Here is a 17,061-nt window from a genome sequence, read left to right as displayed (position 1 = left end):
CGTCAGGTCCGGGTGGCTCAGGACCGGGGAGCGCGGGTGCCGGACCTGGCCATGGTGAGGAAGACGCCGACGCAGCACGTCAGGAGGAGCGCGGTGGCGAGCAGGCTGGGTCGTGCCGCCTTCCCCAGGCCCCACGTGCAGAACCGGACGGTGAAGGGGACGGCCAGGGAGACGCTGGTGGTGAACAGCGCGCCCCGGCGCAGGAACAGCTCGTGCTGGATCACGTAGGCCGGCACGTACACCCCGCAACCGAGCAGCAGGATCTGCCCCCACTGCACGAGGGTGAGGTGGCCGAAGGAGTTGCGGGCCAGCGCGGGCAGCAGCAGCATCAGCGCCCCGGCCGCGAACACGGACGGCAGGGCCACCACCGAGGAGACGTCGGGGGCGAGCTTGCCGTAGAAGTGCGCGTACAGCGCCATCGAGACCATGGCGGCCACGGCGGCCAGCACTCCGACCAGCGCGCGGGTGGGGGTGACGCCGCCCCGGACGCCGAACCCGCTCCCCCGGTCGAGAAGGCCGTAGGCGACCGCCGCCGCGGCAGCCACGCAGGTGCCCACCAGTGCGGTCACGCCGGGGCGTTCGCGGAACAGCCACAGGCCGAGCACGAACGTCACGCAGGGCAGGAGCGCGAGGACGACGTTGGTGGTCGCGGCGCCGATCAGCCCGATGGCCCAGACCGAGGCCATCGAGTAGCCGAAGACCCCCAGGGCGCCCAGGGCGGCGACGGCGCGCGGGCGGCTGCGCACCACCTCCAGCGCGGGGCGTCTGGTGGTCCGGCGGGCGGCGGCGAGCAGCGACAGCCCGACGCAGCTGGTGCCCGCGCGGCCGGCGGCGACGGCGAACGGATCGGCGTGGGCGACCAGGTCCCCGGACAGCAGCCACGTCAGCGACAGCAGCGCCACCAGCGCTGCGGCCATGAGCAGGCTGGGCCCCCAGGCGAGTTCGCGCGCGGCCCTGCCGGTCCCCGGCGCGGTGGCGCCGGCCCGCGGTTTCGTCGACGCGTCCGTCACGGTCGCGCGGCCCCCTCGTCGTCACGGGCCCGCGGCCCAGAGCTTTCCCCGGATGCGTGGTCCACGGTACTTGCCCCTGTCCCCGCCCGGTTGCCGGGGCGGGGACAGGGGCGGGGACGGGTGCCGTGTCCCTCGCGGTGACCGTGTCAGTCGTTGATGAGGTCGAACTCCTCCCAGGGGCCGATCGCCGTGCGGTTGGCGATCAGCGCCGAGGCGCCGGCGTCCTCGGCCGTGACGATCTGCTGGTTGTTGTAGGCGCGGAAGCTGACGCTGCCGTCGGAGTTGTGCAGGAGGTAGAACGTCTCCCACGGGCCGACCGCACCGCGGTTGGCGATCAGCGGCGAGCTGCCCTTGTTCTCGGCGGTGACCCACTGGTTGTCGGAGTGCGCCCTCAGGTTCACGGTGTTGTTGTTGTTCGCGATCAGGTCGAAGGTCTCGTTGGTGCCGATCGAGGTGGCGTCGGCGATGAGCGAGGTGGTGCTGTTCGCCGCGTCGACGTACTTGCCGTTGGCGTGGGCCTTGAGACTGATCACGGACTGGGTGGGCGGCGGGAACGTGGTGGTGTTGTTCGTGTAGCCGGCCGCGGTGACGTTGGCCTGCACGGCGTTCTCGGTGGCATCGGTCGGGAAGCCCTTGGTGACGGCGCCCTCGAAGAACTCACCGGTGCCTTCGGGGCTGTTGTCGCCGCCGGTGCCCAACTCGATGGAGGGCTGCACCTTCATCGGGTTGTAGCCGTTGGGTAGGGCGCCGGAATACGCCTGTGACAGCCCGCCGGATTGCCCGTTTCCGTATTTCAGCGTGAAGTTCGTCGTGCCGTTGTTCTTCTCCCAGGCGGTCACGAACGAGCCGGTCTCGCTGGGGATGTTCGACGGGTTGGGGCCGGCCGCGCTGAAGTACATGCCGTTCTCGAGGTCGCCGCCGACCCAGGGGCCGGAGCCGGTGCAGCCGCCGGTCCAGCAGGCGGAGCCGTAGTAGATCGCGTTCATGGTCGCGTTGCCGTCGTCGGAGTCGTCGGTCTCGGCCGAGCCGAAGTCGAAGCAGCAGCTGCTGCTGGTGAGGTTCGACGACGTGAGCATGTACAGGCCCTCCGGCTGCGAGCCGGTGGGCACGTTCTTGGCGGCGTTGTTGCGGTATCCGGTACCGATGTTGTTGACCAGCACGCCGTAGGCGCCCTGGCCGCCGATGGTGATCGGCAGCGCCATCGCGTCCGCGCCGATGTCCGAGCCGTTCGGGCCGGGGCCGGAAAGCCCGCCCGAGCAGCCGGAGCAGGAACTGCCCGGCGAGATGGGCAGGTTGTTGGCGTTGGGCGTCTGGTCGTACAGCTGGGTGATGATGCACGTCGTGCCGGCGCAGAAGGAGACCTGCGGCGCCGAGGCGACCAGACCGCCGGCCGACGCGAGTCCGATGTTCAGGGTGCTGCTGTCCGAGGCGCGCTGGATCTGGTACAGCGGGCCGTCGTACGAGGAGAACATCGCCCGGGTGGTGCTGTACGCCGCCTCACACGGCGTGCCACCGGACGCGTAGATGTCGCAGGGCCCCGATGAAGCCGCCTCGGCGCGGGTCGCCGTGCCGAGGACCGGCACCGCGATCGCCACCGCGAGCAGGAACGCGATCAGCAGCCGCGTCCGGCGTCGGAGTGTGAGTAAGACCAGCACAAATGCCTCCGGAAATGTGATGGTGCCATTCCGCCCGTGGCGTTGAGCCGGATCTCGGCCGCGCTCATCGTCGGGCGCGGTCGGGGATCGCCGGTTTCTGCGCAGTGTTGTGGCAAAAGGCGGCGTCCCCAGTGGCGCAGCACACATGTTCAGCTGGCTCTAGACATAAGTCAAGACGATGGACTGGCCACGGTGGACCTTTCAAAGATTCTTTGGGGGAAAGGTGGCGCAAACGTCCGGAGCCTTCCGCACAAAGTGAGCACAACCGGTCGAACGCGCGCTCGCGGGGCGGGTGCCGGCCTCCTCGGCCCGGGTTCGCCGGCGGGCACCGCGCCGGGCGTCGACATCGTCGGCTCGCAGGGCATGACGTGGCACGGTTACGCGGGATGCGCGGGGAGGTAGCCGAGCAGTTCCGCGTTGACCGCGTCGGGGCGTTCGAGGTAGCCGATGTGGCCGCAGTCGGGGATCTCGACGTAGCGGGAGCCGGGCAGGGCCGCGGCGAGTTCGCGGGTGAGGCGGGGGCGGACCACGAGGTCGTCGGCGAAGGCGACGACGAGGCAGGGGCGGCTGACGCGGCGGTAGGCGGCGAGCCGGTCGGGGATCAGGGCGAGGTCGAGCTGCGCGCGGGCGGCGACGGTGTCGGGAAGGGCGAGCTCGAACAGGCTCAGCCAGTCCGTGAGCCGGCCGGCGTCCTCCAGGGTTCGGGGCGAGAGGTTCTGGAGGGCGTGGCGGTGGGCCGCGACCTCGGGCGGAAGCCGCACACCGCTGTCGGCGAGTGCGAGGTCGGCCGCGGTCCCGGCGGCGATCAGCGCGTCCGTCCGCCCGCTGCCGGCCATCAGGACGGCCCGGTCGACGAGTTCGGGCCGGGCGACGACGAGTTCCTGGACGATGATCGCGCCCAGCGAGTGCCCGACCAGCCGGCACGGCCCGGCGCCGAGGTGCTCGATCAGCCCCGCGACGTCGGCGACCATGTCGGCGAGGGTGAACGAGCCGGGGGCGGCCGGCTCCGGGCCGAGGCCCCGGTTGTCGAGCGTGATCACCCGGTGGCCGGCCCCGGTCAGCGCCGGCACCTGGTGGGCGCGCCACACCCGGCCCGGCGCGCCGGTGCCGGCCACCAGCACCACGGGCGGTGCCGCGGGCGCGCCGAACTCCTCGTACGCGAGGCTCCTGCCGTTGATCCGCGCGGTCGGCACCCTCTCACCCGCTCCCGGCCGCGAACCGGCCGACCTTGCCGATGACGTCCTCGCCGTAGATCCGCAGCGCCTGCTGGAGGGCGAACTCGGCCATGTAGGCGCGAAATCCGTCCTCCGGTTCCTCGGCGAGGTGGAGCATCCGGCGGTTGGCGAGGACGGCCTCGCCATCGAGGCGGTCCAGGCCGCGTTCGATCGCGGCGTCCATCTCCTCGGGCTCGACGACCTCGTCGACCAGCAGCCGGGCCGCCGGCTCCGCCGCCCGGACGCGGCGGCCGCCGAGGATGACCTGCCGGGCCAGGCGCGGGCCGGCGAACCGGGTGAGGCGGAAGTTGGCGGCGCCGGGGACGATGCCTTCCTTGGCGGCGGGCAGGCTGAAGTACGCGTCCGAGGCGGCGATGACATGGTCGAAGACCAGCAGCATCTGCATGCCGCCGCCGATCGCGAAGCCGTCGACCGCGGCCAGCCAGGGTTTGGCCGCGTGCCGGGTGTGCCACGTCCCGGTGCCGCCGAGGTCACCGGCCTGGATGCCGTGGGCGAGCTTGCGCAGGTAGCCGAGCTCGCGGCGGAGCAGGAAGTCGACCAGCGAGATGCCGCCGGAGCTGAGGCTCTTGAGGTTGATGCCGGCGCAGAAGATCCGCCGGCCGCGGTAGCGGGGGTGGGCCATCTCGCCGCCGCGCACCAGGCCGACCCGGATGGCCGGGTCGAGCAGGGCGAGGTCGACGGCGGTCTCCATGTCGTCGACCTGCCGGCCGTCCTCGGCGTTGAGCCGGTCGTCCCGGCAGAGCGTCAGCCGGGCGACGCCGTCGCGGCGTTCGAGGTGGACGGACTCCGTCCGGAGCACCCCGGTGCGCCGGAACTCGGGGAGCAGCAGGGTCGCGCGGGCGGTGGGGCGGAGCATCGCGTCGAGCAGGTGCGGGCCGGCGACGGGCGAGCGGAGCACCGCGCGCAGCAGGATGCCCTGGTCGATCTCGTGGCCTTCCTTGTCGGCCTGGGGCCGGGCGCGCTCCTCGGCCATCCGCTCGGGGGTCGGGACGAGGCCGGGGAAGGCGGCCGCGGCCGCCTCGACCAGTTCGTCCAGGCGCAGGGCGCGGGTGAGGCCGTCGGTGAGGTGCGCGTAGACGGCGTCCACGTGCGCGTCGAGGAAGCGCGAGCGCGCGGCGCGGGCGGTGTCCTTCGCCGCGTCGGCGGCCTCGCGAGCGGTGGGGCCGCGGCCGGCCGGGCTCGGCAGCCCGGCGAGCACGCGGTCGGCCTCGGCGGCGGCCGCGGTGACGGTCACCGCGGCGGCCTCGGCGGCGCTCACGGTGACGGTCACGGCAGTGGCCTCGGCGGCGGCCGCGGTGACGGTCTCGGCGGCGGCCTGGGTGGCGGGGCGCACGCCGGGAAGGTCCGGTACCCGGGTGGGCTCCGGCGAGCGGCCCGGGGGGACGCCGGTCACGCCGGCTCCCGCGCGGCGCGGCGCAGGGCACGGTCGCAGGCGGCCAGGTGGGAGCCGAGCGCGTCTTCGAAGGAGGTCGTCGCGTCGTCGAGGAGGAGCTGGCGGCGGACGGCGAGTTCGCTGCCGCCGCCGTCGCCGTAGCGCAGGACCAGGTCGGCCAGGGCGCGGTCCGGGTCGTCCGACACCTCGTCGGCCAGGCCCAGGGCAAGGGCCTCCTCGGCGCCGACGGGGTCGCCGAACAGGACGGCCCGGCGGGCGCGGCCGGCGCCGAGGAGGCGGACCAGCCGGAAGGCGGCCATACCGGGCCAGGTGGCCTCGCCGTCGGCGGGCAGCGTCAGCCGCGTGCCGGCTGCCACGACGCGCAGGTCGGCGGCGAGGAGCGCGTCGAGGGCGCAGCCGCCGGTGTCGCCCGCGGCGACGGCCACGGTCACGGCGGGAAGCCGCTCGAAGCGGCGCACGGTGCGCTCCCACTTGGTGACGACGGCGGTGTCCAGGCCGGTCACCCAGTCGGGGTCGGGCATGCCGGCGACCCGCAGCACGGCGACCGCGCCGGGCCCGGTGTCCTCCACCCGGTCGCAGAGATCGGCGAGTTCCTTGACGGCCACCGGCGTCGGCGGCCGTCGGCCGTCCACGGCCAGGGTCAGGGCCGGCGCTTCGTCCACGGTCTTGTCTCCCGTCACCACTTCACCAGCACCGTTTCGAGGGTCGATCCCGGACCCATGGTCATCAGCACTCCGTAGTCGCCGGGTTCGGCGGCCTTCTCGTCGAGCAGCCGCTCGTAGGAGAAGAGGAACGACCCGCTCGACACGTTGCCGTAGTCCCGCAGCACGCCGACGGTGTGCCGCAGGTCGTAGCGGGTGAGGCCGATGTTGACGACGACCGAGTCGATGACCTTCTTGCCGCCGGAGTGCACCAGCCAGTGCCGGATGTCGGCGCGGCGCAGTCCGGTGCCCGCGAGCAGCCGGTCGATGACGATCTCGGCGTGCGCGCCCACCACGTAGGGCACTTGCGGGTCGAGGTAGAAGCTGAACCGCTCCAGGTCGCGGTCCCAGTCGTAGCGCATCGCGCCCACGGCCTCGGGGATGATGCAGCTCGCGAACTTCAGGAGGGTGGGGCCCTCGCCGCCGGCGACGCCGTCCTCGGCGGGGCCGGAACGCAGCGCGACCGCGCCCGCGCCGTCGCCGAACAGGCTGTTGACGACCGCGGTACGCATGGTGGAGTCCATGGCGTACGCGGCGGAGCACGCCTCGGTGCAGAGCACCACGGCGAGTTCGCCGGGGTGGGCGGCCGACCAGCCGGCCACCACGTTCAGGGCGTTGAGGCCGGCGTTGCAGCCCATGCCGACGATGTCGCTGCGGGAGCAGTGCCGGTCGATGCCGAGTTCGCGGATGAGCAGCGCGCTGATGCCCGGGGTGAGGAAGCCGGTGGAGGTCACGCAGCACAGGTGGCGCAGGTCGGAGAGTTCGGCGCCGGCCCGCTTGAGGCAGGCGCGCAGCGCCTCGGCGCCCATCTCGATCGCCGATCTCCTGTGCTTGTCCAGCAGGTCGCCCTGCGTCTCGGGGCTGCGGACGCCGTCGGGGCCGGGGTCGGGGAGGGTCAGGTAACGCCGGTCGATGGCGCTGTTGCGGAAGACGGAGCCGATCCTGGGGTCGGTGATCGCGAAGGCGTCGAGGACCTCCTGCTGGGAGTAGGAGGTCGGGGACACCGCGGTGCCCACACCGATGATGCGCGGCCGGTACGCGGCGGTGACGACGCCTTCGCCGGCCTCCAGCGTGATGGTCATCGGAAGGTCCACCCCCACATCCGGCGCTTGGCGCACGGACGTTGGCGTGATATCGGCGTCGTGCCGAGTTCTCTCACGGTTCTCACCCTTTCGGGACGGTCGGGAAAATGCTGTGCTAGGGGATTCTGGTGACGTCGGGGAGGTCTTCGTCCGCCGCGCTCTGCGCCTCGATGAAATCGCCGAGCCGCGCCGTGCCCTCCTCGATTTCCGCTGTCGTCAGATAACTGGTGGACAGGCGGAGGGCGCGCTCGCCGCCGCCGTTCGGATAGAAGTAGCTCATGGGTGTCCACAGCACGCCGAATTTCTCGGCGGAGCGGGCAAGTGCCGTGTTGTCGGCCCGGAAAGGGACCCGGACGCTGAGGAAGAAGCCGCCGCTGGGCTCGTTCCAGTGGACGCCCAGTGCCTCGCGGCGCGGTGCCGTGAGGCGGGCGTCGAGACAGCGCAGCGTGGTGCGCATGGCGTCGCCGTAGTAGGCGGCGGGTTCGGCGTTGAGCGAGGAGATCCGGCCGTCCGCGGCGAGCAGGGCGCCGGCCACGACGGCCTGGCTGAGCGAGGGGGTGTTGACCGTCACCATGCTCTTGATGCGGGTGAGTTCGTCGGCGAGCAGGCCGCCGCCGCCCTCGTCGTCGCGCACCTCCTGGTCGGCGACGGCGAAGCCGACGCGGGCACCGGGGAAGACCGTCTTGGAGTACGAGCCGAGGTGGACCACGCTCCGGGCCCGGTCGAGGGCCTTGAGGGTGGGCAGTTGGGCCCCGGGGCTCACCCGCCGGTAGGGGCTGTCCTCGATGATCAGGATGCCGTGCCGTTCGGCGGCGTCGAGGAGCCGGGTGCGCGTGTCCAGGTCCATGGTGTGCCCGGAGGGGTTGGAGTGGTCCGGGATGGCGTACAGCGCGCGGGGCCGCCGGCCGGCGGCCCGCTCGCGGGCGATGACGGCCTCCAGTTCGGCGCAGGAGAAGCCGTCCTCCCCCTCGTCGACCGGGACGACGGTCGCGCCCAGCAGCCGCGACGCGCCGGTGATGCCCGAGTAGCAGGGGCTGGTCGCCAGCAGGACGTCCTCGGGGCGGGCGATGAGGGCACGCACCACCAGCAGCATGGCCTCCTGCGCGCCGACCGTGACGACGATCGACTCGGGCGGCACGTCGATGTCCTCGTCGGCGCGGAGCGAGTCGGCGATGATGCCGCGGATCTGGCCGGCGGTGGGGCCGTACTGGTAGAGCGCGGTACGGACCTCGGCGGGGGTACGGCCCTGGGCGGCGAGGTGGTCGAGGTAGCCGCGGAGGTGGTCGAAGATCTGCTCGACGTCGAAGAAGCCGTCGTAGGGGCGGCCGGGCGCGAAGGAGATGGCGTCCGGGTAGCGGTGCGTGATCTCGTTCAGGAACGTCATGGTGTCCAGGACGGGATCGCTGACGCAGGCGTGCAACTCCGCCCGGCGCAGCGGAAGACCGCGCGGAGCGGCCGTAGGAACTGTCGACGCTGTTGCGGACTCGGGCACGGACACGGTTCACCCCCGGTGGGAATCCATGGCGCCTGAAGACCCGGAAATACCTACGTCTTTCGCGCCGATTTCAGCGCCAGCATCACACGGTTCCCATCGCGGTAACAACATGTCCAAGGGGCCGGAATTGCCGGTTGGACGAGGCACGTCGAAGAACGCGGGAGACCGATAGACTCGGCTTTTCTCGACCATTTTCACCACCGCGCCGCAGAATCGTGCGAGCGGTGCCGGAAGATCGGCTGCGCGGCGCCCTTCAATTCCCCGGCGTCCGCCGGCGTCGGTCCTTTCCGGTGGTCGCACGGACGGACCCGCCCCGCTGCCGGGACAGGTCCGTCCGTTTCCTGCGTGCTGCCGGGATCGGCCTCGCCGTGGTGCGGGGATCAGCCCGCCGAGGCGGCGATGTCCCGCCTCACACGTGTCGCGAAGTCCTCCCACATCTCGGCGACCTCGACGGCGAGGTCGGCGACGATGCCGCTGCAGTGCGGCGGGACGTTGCCGATGATCGCCTCCCACTCCTCCTCCCGGACCGCGTGGATCGCCAGCAGCCGCAGCAGGGTGCGGCCGGTCTCGGAGAAGCGCAGCGCCGGGTCGGCGGTCAGCCGCTTCACCAGGACGACGCGGTCGGGCGCCGCGTCCGCACGGGCCCGGCGCACGGCGCGGGCCAGCCGCAGGGTGGCGGGTTCCGTGTGCGGGGTCCGGGCGGGCCGCGACGCGGAGTCGGACTCGGACTCGGACTGCACGTGGACCTTGACCTGGACAGGGATCGTGGGCACCAGCTCGGAGTCCTCGTGCGGGTCGGGCTCGGCGTCCTGGTCACGGCGGTACGAGCGGGGCAGCAGCGGCTCCCCGTTCCTCAGCCGGTTGCGCACGTCGCGCGCGGTCTCCGGGGAGATTCCGGCGGCGCGGGCGACCTGACGCAGGGACAGTTCCGGTTGCTCGGTGAGCAGTTCGCCGGCCCGCAGGCGGCCGGCGCTGCCGTTGAGCGGGCGCATGCGGCCGTCCTGGCCGAGCCGCCGCTCGTCCGGGTCGGCGGTACCCGGTGCCAGGCGTCGCCGGATCTCGCTGACGGTGCCGGGCGCGATGCCGGTGACGGTGGCCACTCTGCGGTCGGACCAGTGGGGGTGGGAGTCGATGATCCGTTCCGCGGCGCGCTGGCGGTCGGCCAGGGCGAGCGGTAAGCCGTGCGTGACGTTCAGTTGGACCGCGAGGACGAAGGCGGCCGACTCGTCGCCCTCGAAGAAGCGGGCGGCGATGGTGGTGTCCCCGCGCAGCCGGGCCGCGCGCAGCCGATGGAAACCGTCGATGACGCGCATCGTGGGACGGTGGACGATGATCGGCGGCAGCGGGTTCGACGCGGCCGCGAGTATCTCGACGTGCTCCTGTCTCTCGCCCGCCAGCCGGGGCGAGCCGGCCAGCCGTAATGCGTCGACTTCTACTTCTGTCACAGCCTGTTGATCGATGAATCCCCCGGACTCCACCCCGACTCCTCACCTGCCCCCTGCCGTGGCGACGGGCAGCTCTTTCGTCAGCGAGAGAGGAACTTCTTCAGCTGAACCATCCGTCCGCGGGATCATTGCTGCTCAGGGTCGAACGCCGCCCTCTCCCCCGATTCGGCATCCAACACCACAAACATCCCCCGTCGTGGATGAGTCCGAACGTAACAGCCCGTCAGATCGTTAGAAACCCCCTGTTACCAGTGGGGTGACGGCTCAGTGAAGAGGTTGGCCGGGTACGACGAAGCGGTGCCCGCGACGCCGTCGGGCGCGTCACGGACACCGCTCAGGGGGCGGGCTCAGCGGAACCGTGGTCCGCCCGGTCCGCCCGGTCCTCCCGGTCCTCCCGGACCACCCGGACCCGAACCGCCGGGACCGCCGGGACCACCAGGGCCACCGGGACCGAAGACGACCGGGCCGGGGCCGCCGCCGCCAGGGCCGGGACCGCCGGGACCGGGCCCCCCGCCAGGTCCGAAGAAGACCGGCGCGGGGCCGGGGCCGCCCACCGGTTCCGGCACCCGCCGCTCCGGCAGGTCCTCGACCTCGTAGTCGCCCTCGTACGCGGTGTCGGAGTCGGCGTCGGGGCCGTCGGCGAGGGCGCGTCCGGCGAACTGGGTGCGGTGGAGTTCTGCGTACAGACCGCCGAGCGCGAGCAGTTCGTCGTGGGTGCCGCGCTCCACGATCCGCCCCTGGTCCAGGACGATGATCTGGTCGGCGTCCCGGATGGTGGACAGGCGGTGCGCGATCACCAGCGAGGTCCGGCCCGCGAGCGCGGTCTTGAGGGCCTGTTGCAGGGCGGCCTCGGACTCGGAGTCGAGATGCGCGGTCGCCTCGTCGAGCACGACCACCGGCGGTGCCTTGAGCAGCAGCCGGGCCATGGCGATGCGCTGCTTCTCGCCACCGGAGAGCCGGTAGCCGCGGTCGCCGACCATGGTGTCGAGGCCGTCGGGCAGCGAGGCGACCAGCCGCCAGATCTGCGCGGCCCGGCAGGCGGCGACCAATTCCTCCTCAGTGGCGTCCGGGCGGGCGTAGAGCAGGTTCTCCCGGATGGTGGTGTGCAGCAGGTGCCCGTCCTGGGTGACCATCCCGATCGTGTCGTTGAGCGACTCCAGCGTCAGGTCGCGCACGTCGTGGCCGTCGATGAGGACGGTGCCCTCCTCCGGGTCGTACAGCCGCGGCACCAGGTGGGTGATGGTGGTCTTGCCGGCCCCGGACGGGCCGACCAGCGCGGTGAGCTTGCCGGCCGGCACGGTGAAGCTGAGGTCACGCAACGCCCAGCTGTCGCCGTCGTGTTCGCGTATCGGCGTGGCGAACTCCTCGAGGGAGGCCAGCGAGACGTCGGCGGGCCTGGGGTGGCGGAACGACACCCCGCGCAACTCGACGCCGGGGGCCGCGCCGCGGGTCGCGGCCGGCGGCAGCGCCACCGCGTCGGGCTTCTCGGTGACCAGCGGCTGGAGGTCGAGCACCTCGAAGAGCCGGTCGAAGCTGACGAGCGCGGTCATCGCGTCGGCCTGGGCGTTGGACAGCTGGCCCACCGGGCTCATCAGCCGGGTGAGCAGCGTGGTCAGCGCCACCAGGGTGCCGATCTCGAAGGTGCCGTGCACCGCCAGCACCCCGCCGACACCGTAGACCACGGCGGTGGCGATCGCGCCGATGAACATGGACGACAGGAAGAGCAGCTTCATCGCGACGGTGTTGCGGATGCCGATGTCGCGGCCGCGGCCGGCCAGCCGCGCGTAGCGGACGGTCTCCCGGTCCGGACGGCTGTAGAGCTTGGCGAGCAGCGCGCCGGCGACGTTGAACCGCTCGTGCATGAGCGAGCCCATCTCGGCGTTGACCTGCATGTGCCGGCGGGCCAGGCCCTGCAGGCGGCGGCCGATGAGGCGGCCGGGGAGGATGAAGAACGGCACCAGCACCAGCGAGATCAAGGTGACCGTCCACGACAGGTAGAACATCGTGGCCAGCACGAAGACGACGGTCAGTCCGGAGGACACCACGGTGGAGAGCATCTGGGTGACCGCCTGCTGGGCACCGATCACGTCGGTGTTGAGCCGGCTCACCAGGGCGCCGGTCTGCGCGCGGGTGAAGAAGGCCAGCGACTGGCGCTGCACATGGTCGAAGACCTTCACGCGGAGGTCGTAGACCAGGCCCTCGCTGATCTTGGCGGAGAACCAGGTCTCGCCGAAGCCCACCATGACGGCCAGCAGGGCGACCGCGGCGACGGCGGCCGCGAGCCAGATCACGGTCCCGGTGTCGCGGGCCATGATGCCGTTGTCGATCAGGTACTTGAGCAGCAGGGGCGGAGCGACCGCGCAGGCGGCGTTCAGCGTGGTGCAGACCACGAGAAAGCCTATGGAGCGGCGGTGTCCGCGGGTGTACGGGATGATTCTCTTCGTCGTTCCGGGCTTCGCCCGCTGGCTGTTGTTCGAGGAATCCGGCCCGTCAGATCTGATCATGACCGGGCCGGGTCCGCCCATCATGGCCACAGGTACTCCCTGGGTCGCGTCGCTGCGGTCGGGCGGGCCACTAGCGGGCCGCCTCGGTCTCCCTCATCGCGTCGATGAGGCTCTGCGGACGGAGATCCGTCCAGTTCTCCTCCACATAGGCGAGGCACTCATTGCGCGAGGCTTCCCCGAAAACAAGCCGCCAGCCATTCGGAATTTCAGCGAATGACGGCCACAGCGAATGCTGGTTTTCCTTGTTGACGAGCACCAGAAAGGTCCCGTTTTCGTCATCGAACGGGTTGGCCATGACTGCTCCCGTGGATCGAATTCCCTTGGTGGATAACGAGACCCTAGCCGACCGATTCAGGCCGGAACAAGGTTTCCCATATCCGGAGGCAATCCACGCATATTGATATTGTTATTCCATCGGGCGGACGGAATCGCGACCAGTCTCACATGCCGGGCCGCCGGCGCGACAGCGTGTCCAACCGGCGATCCCGAGCGCTTGGACACCCGGGCGGCGCGACGCCCCCATCCGCGGGGGTCGGTCAGGGGGCGCCGCAGTCTTGTCAACCCCTCGGGCCGGCCTGGCTAGTTGGTCGCGAGGGCCTCCGTCGGGGGCAGCCGGGCCGCGCGGACCGCGGGGTAGAAGCCGGCCAGGCCCCCGATGACGAGGGTGGCGGCCATGCCGCCGACCATGGCCCACAGCGGCACCAGCACCGCCCATCCCTTGTAGCTGGCGTAGCCGCCGGTCACCCCGATGCCCAGCAGCACCCCGCCCAGGCCGCCGAGCCCGGACAGCAGCAGCGCCTCGGCGAGGAACTGCACCCTGATCTGGCCGCGGGTGGCGCCGAGCGAGCGGCGCAGCCCGATCTCCGAGCGCCGCTCCAGCACCGAGATGACCATCGTGTTGGCCACCCCGACACCGCCGACCAGCAGCGCGACCCCGCCCAGGCCCACCAGCAGCCCGCTCAGCGCGCTGTCCGTCGCGTTCTTGGCGGCCAGCGCGTCGGAGGGACGGGAGACATTGACCTCGTTGGGGTCCTGCGGGGAGACCGTCGGGCCCAGCACGGCGTGGATCTTCTGGACGTCCGCGTCCTTCGCCCGCGTGTAGACCGTCGTCGGATAGCCGTCGAAGGACAGCTCCTTCTCCGCCACCGACCAGCCCACGAACGCCTGCGTGTCAAGGGCGGGCAGCAGTTGGTTGTCCGCCAGCAGTCCCACCACGGTGAACCAGTGGTTGCCGAGCCACACCTGCACGTCCGGCCCGGCCCGGTGAATCCCGAGGCTCTGCGCCGTCTCCGAACCCAGCACCACGGCCGGGTAGTTGCTGTTGGCGGCGTTGAGCCAGCGGCCGTCCACGATCTTCCCGCCGATGGAGCGCAGCAGGTCGGTACGCGCCGCGCTGACCGACAGGCCGCCGGACTCCACCGCCGGAATGTGGTCGTTGCGGTAGAGCTTCGCGCTCGTGGTGCCCGTCGCGGAGACCGAGACCACCTCCGGCCGGTTCGCGATCATCGCGACGGAGTCCTTGGACAGGTGCGCGGACGCGCCGGTCATGGTGGTGCCCGGGGCGACGGTGAGCAGATTGGTGCCGAGCGCGGCCAGTTTCTTGTTCAGGTCGTTCGTCGAGGAGGTGGAGATGCCCACCACGCCGATCATCGCCGCGATCCCGATCGCGATGCCCAGGGCGGACAGGAAGACCCGCATGGGCCGCGAGCGCAGGCCCCAGCCGCCCACCCGGGCCACATCGGCCAGGCCCATCCGGGCCGGCCGGGGCCGTGGCGGCGGCGGCAACTGCGCCCAGGGACGGCCCGGTTCGGCCGGTTGCGTCAGATCCGTCGTGCTCATCGCTCCACCCCCGTGGGCTGTAGTGCCCCGGCCGCGGCCGCCGTCCCCGGGTCGTGCTCGATACGGCCGTCCCGCAGCCTGACCTCGCGCGGCAGGGACGCCGCGATGTCGCGGTCGTGGGTGATGACGACCACCGTCGTCCCGGCCTCGTGCAGCTCGTGGAGCAGTTCCATCACCACCGTCCCGGAGCGGGAGTCCAGCGCACCGGTCGGCTCGTCGGCCAGCAGCAGCGGCGGGTTGCCGACCACCGCGCGGGCGATCGCCACCCGCTGCTTCTCACCGCCGGACAGCTGCTGCGGCTCGTGGAAGAGCCGGTGCCCCAGGCCCACCCTGCGCAGCACCTCCTCGGCGGCCCGGCGGCGCTCGCGCCGCGGCCGCCCGCTGTACAGCAGACCGTCCGCCACGCTGTCAAGGGCGGGCACGCCGGAGGCGAGATGGAACTGCTGGAAGACGAAGCCGATGGTGCCGGCCCGCAGCGCGGACAGCTCGCGGTCGTTGAGGTCCTCCACGGCGTGGCCGACGATCGACACGGTTCCCGACGAGGGGAGGTCCAGCGTGCCCATGATGTTGAGCATGGTGGACTTGCCCGAGCCCGAGGGCCCGACGACCGCGAGCATCTCGCCGCGGTGGACCACCAGGTCCGCTGCTGTCAGGGCGGCCACGTCCTGGTACGACTTGCTGACTCCGGCCAGCTCGATCACCGGGTGGGCGGTGACGGTCACTTCGGCACCCCCACGACCGTGCCCGCGGTGATGCCGGCGCCGGAGACCTCGACCATGCCGTTGCCGAACACCCCGAGTCTGACCGTGCGGTACTCGGTCTTCGTCCCGGTCACGACCTCGACCGCGTAGCCGCCGTGCGGCAGCGCGAACAGGGCGCTGATCGGCACCGCCAGGACGTTCTGGCGCGTCTCGGAGGCGAAGTCCACACTGACGGAGGCGGCCTGGTAGGTGCCGAGCTTCTTGGTGTCGGTGACCCGCAGCTCCACCGGGATGGTCGCGTTCGAGGAGCCCGAGTCCGAGTCCGCGGAGCCGGACGAACCGCCGGCGGACGAGGAACCCGAGTCCGAGCCCCCGGAGTTGTTCGCCGACGTCGGCGTGCCGATGTCCGTCACCACGGCGGTCACCGTGGTGTTGTCCGGCAGCGTGACCGTGCTCTGTCCGCCCTTCCTCGCCAGGTCCGCGTACTGCACGGGCAGGTCCACGGAGATGACCCGATCGGTGCCCGTCCAGGTGAGCACCTGCCCGGAGAGGGTGTCGCCGATGGAGAGCCCGGCCTTGGCGACCCGCCGCGCACCGGAGGTCACCACCGCGTCGCCGACCTGCACCTCGCCGGTCTTCGGACGCCCCAGCTTCCCCTGCCACGTCTCGACGGCGGCGGCCGTGTTCGCGTCGTAGCTGTCGTCGACCGTGAAGCCCCGGTAGCCGAGCGCGTGGAGGTTCTGCTCCAGCATCTTGACGTCGCTCCCGCTGCTGCCCGACTTCAACGTCCGGTACAGCGGCACCGAGCCGTACAGCAGCGGCACGGTTTCCTGGTCCACCTTGTAGACCGGCTCCCCGCGGGTGATGGTGTCGCCGTCGGAGGGCATCCATGTGACGATCCCGGCGGACGTGCTGCCGCCGGACTGCGTGGAGCCGCCGCCCTGCGTGGGGCCGCCGGACCGCGCCGAGCCGGACGACGACCCGGACGAGGACCCGGACGACGGCGGGGCCTGCACGGCCGAGGTGTCGCCGTACCCGAGCTGCCCGTCCATGGTCTGGGAGCTGGTCAGCGTCGTGCGCTGCACCTTCGCGGTGGCGGGCGGCCCGGACGGCGCCGACGTGGCGGCATTGTCGCTCCCACCGCCGAACACGCCGGCGGCGGCGCCACCCGCGGCCGCGGCGGCCACCGCCGCACACGCGACGATCAGCGTGATGCGCGCGCGGCGGCGCCGCCGGTGGCCGCCCGCGGGCGATCGTGGCTCCACGACGTCCCCGCTCCCGCCCCCGTCGAAGGAGGTGAGGTCTCCGCCCAGGGGCTCCAACTCTGCGCCCGCCGGGTCCTCGGCAGACCTCCGCGCGACGATCCCCTCGTCCTGGCTGGTCACTGCTGCGGCCCCATCGAGAAGGCGAGCATCCCCCCGGGCCGGATGCTGTAGCAGGCCGCCGCGGCCTTGGCGAACTTGGGATCGTCCCGCCCGGTCACGCCGGCCGCGTTGGCGTCGATGATGATCGCGTCACCGTTCACCTGGGGGTCCGGGAAGTTGGGCAGGCCGTTCTGGCGGAGGCACTTCGCCCAGGCCGCGACCTTCGTCGCGTCGAAGGGCCGGGTGCCGGCGGCATTTCCGGCGTTGCCCTGGTACAGCAGGTTCTGGCAGGCCGCCTGGGCCGATTTGAAGGTCGTCGAGGTCTGGTCGACGCTCTTGGGGACGACCACCTTCATGCCGCCCGAGCTGGCCTGGTCCGGGTCGGGGAAGTTCGAGACGCCGTGCTCGCGCATGCACTTCGCGTAGGCGACGCCGGCATTGTTCGTGTTGCTCGTGCTGCTCGACGAAGTGTGGTCGGAGCCGGGAATGTCGCCGGACGCGGACGAGCCCGAATCCGAAGAGCACCCTACGACGAATATTCCGGCGGTCACCGCGGACAGTGTCAGCAGGAGTGGTCCGGCCACGCGCTTTCGATGGTAATTCGGCATGCAGCCAGTTCTACGGGGCGCCCGGTCAC

At 71.8% G+C, this 17,061-nt stretch carries 14 protein-coding genes; all 14 read right to left on the bottom strand.

Annotated elements, in window-relative coordinates:
• Nucleotides 1–17: 17 nt before the first annotated feature.
• On the bottom strand, nt 18–1,010 hold the full coding sequence (locus ACIPAE_RS36845) for an EamA family transporter (RefSeq protein WP_402451388.1): 993 nt from the start codon (nt 1,008–1,010) through the stop codon (nt 18–20).
• A gap of 146 nt (nt 1,011–1,156) precedes the next feature.
• The gene (locus ACIPAE_RS36840; RefSeq protein WP_402451386.1) at nt 1,157–2,665 is read right to left on the bottom strand and encodes an arabinofuranosidase catalytic domain-containing protein; all 1,509 of its coding nucleotides are present in this window, start codon (nt 2,663–2,665) and stop codon (nt 1,157–1,159) included.
• Between the two features lie 377 nt (nt 2,666–3,042).
• Complete coding sequence (locus ACIPAE_RS36835; protein WP_329372637.1) at nt 3,043–3,858, bottom strand: alpha/beta hydrolase; 816 nt, start codon at nt 3,856–3,858, stop codon at nt 3,043–3,045.
• A 4-nt stretch (nt 3,859–3,862) separates the two neighbouring features.
• Nucleotides 3,863–5,134, bottom strand: a complete 1,272-nt coding sequence (dpgC, locus tag ACIPAE_RS36830) for a (3,5-dihydroxyphenyl)acetyl-CoA 1,2-dioxygenase DpgC (protein ID WP_402451509.1) — start codon at nt 5,132–5,134, stop codon at nt 3,863–3,865.
• A 155-nt stretch (nt 5,135–5,289) separates the two neighbouring features.
• Nucleotides 5,290–5,976 (bottom strand): enoyl-CoA-hydratase DpgB, encoded by a 687-nt coding sequence (gene dpgB, locus ACIPAE_RS36825; RefSeq protein WP_402451383.1) that lies wholly within the window; start codon nt 5,974–5,976, stop codon nt 5,290–5,292.
• Entirely contained in the window at nt 5,970–7,076 is a 1,107-nt protein-coding gene (gene dpgA / locus ACIPAE_RS36820) for a 3,5-dihydroxyphenylacetyl-CoA synthase DpgA (protein WP_402451381.1), read from the bottom strand. The genes dpgB and dpgA overlap by 7 nt, the downstream gene beginning before the upstream one ends.
• A 115-nt stretch (nt 7,077–7,191) precedes the next feature.
• A complete protein-coding gene (locus ACIPAE_RS36815; protein WP_402451379.1) occupies nt 7,192–8,460 on the bottom strand; it encodes a PLP-dependent aminotransferase family protein in 1,269 nt (422 codons plus the stop codon).
• Between the two features lie 491 nt (nt 8,461–8,951).
• Complete coding sequence (locus ACIPAE_RS36810; RefSeq protein ID WP_329372629.1) at nt 8,952–10,016, bottom strand: ParB N-terminal domain-containing protein; 1,065 nt, start codon at nt 10,014–10,016, stop codon at nt 8,952–8,954.
• A gap of 347 nt (nt 10,017–10,363) precedes the next feature.
• Nucleotides 10,364–12,520, bottom strand: coding sequence for an ABC transporter ATP-binding protein (locus tag ACIPAE_RS36805; RefSeq protein WP_402451377.1), 2,157 nt, complete (start codon nt 12,518–12,520; stop codon nt 10,364–10,366).
• A gap of 70 nt (nt 12,521–12,590) precedes the next feature.
• Entirely contained in the window at nt 12,591–12,815 is a 225-nt protein-coding gene (locus ACIPAE_RS36800) for an MbtH family protein (protein ID WP_329372624.1), read from the bottom strand.
• 284 nt (nt 12,816–13,099) lie between these two features.
• Nucleotides 13,100–14,359 carry an ABC transporter permease gene (locus ACIPAE_RS36795; protein ID WP_402451375.1) on the bottom strand — a complete coding sequence of 420 codons (1,260 nt, stop codon included), beginning with the start codon at nt 14,357–14,359 and terminating at the stop codon, nt 13,100–13,102.
• Nucleotides 14,356–15,081: an ABC transporter ATP-binding protein gene (locus ACIPAE_RS36790; protein WP_402451372.1), complete on the bottom strand. Its 726-nt coding sequence runs from the start codon at nt 15,079–15,081 to the stop codon at nt 14,356–14,358. Before ACIPAE_RS36790 ends, ACIPAE_RS36795 begins: the two co-directional genes overlap by 4 nt.
• The gene (locus tag ACIPAE_RS36785) at nt 15,078–16,445 is read right to left on the bottom strand and encodes a peptidoglycan-binding protein (protein WP_402451369.1); all 1,368 of its coding nucleotides are present in this window, start codon (nt 16,443–16,445) and stop codon (nt 15,078–15,080) included. The genes ACIPAE_RS36790 and ACIPAE_RS36785 overlap by 4 nt, the downstream gene beginning before the upstream one ends.
• Nucleotides 16,442–17,008 (bottom strand): hypothetical protein, encoded by a 567-nt coding sequence (locus tag ACIPAE_RS36780; RefSeq protein ID WP_329372618.1) that lies wholly within the window; start codon nt 17,006–17,008, stop codon nt 16,442–16,444. The genes ACIPAE_RS36785 and ACIPAE_RS36780 overlap by 4 nt, the downstream gene beginning before the upstream one ends.
• Nucleotides 17,009–17,061: the final 53 nt, after the last annotated feature.

Source organism: Streptomyces sp. NPDC087270, from assembly GCF_044744625.1.
Classification (GTDB): domain Bacteria; phylum Actinomycetota; class Actinomycetes; order Streptomycetales; family Streptomycetaceae; genus Actinacidiphila.
This window is presented reverse-complemented; position numbering and strand designations above follow the sequence as displayed.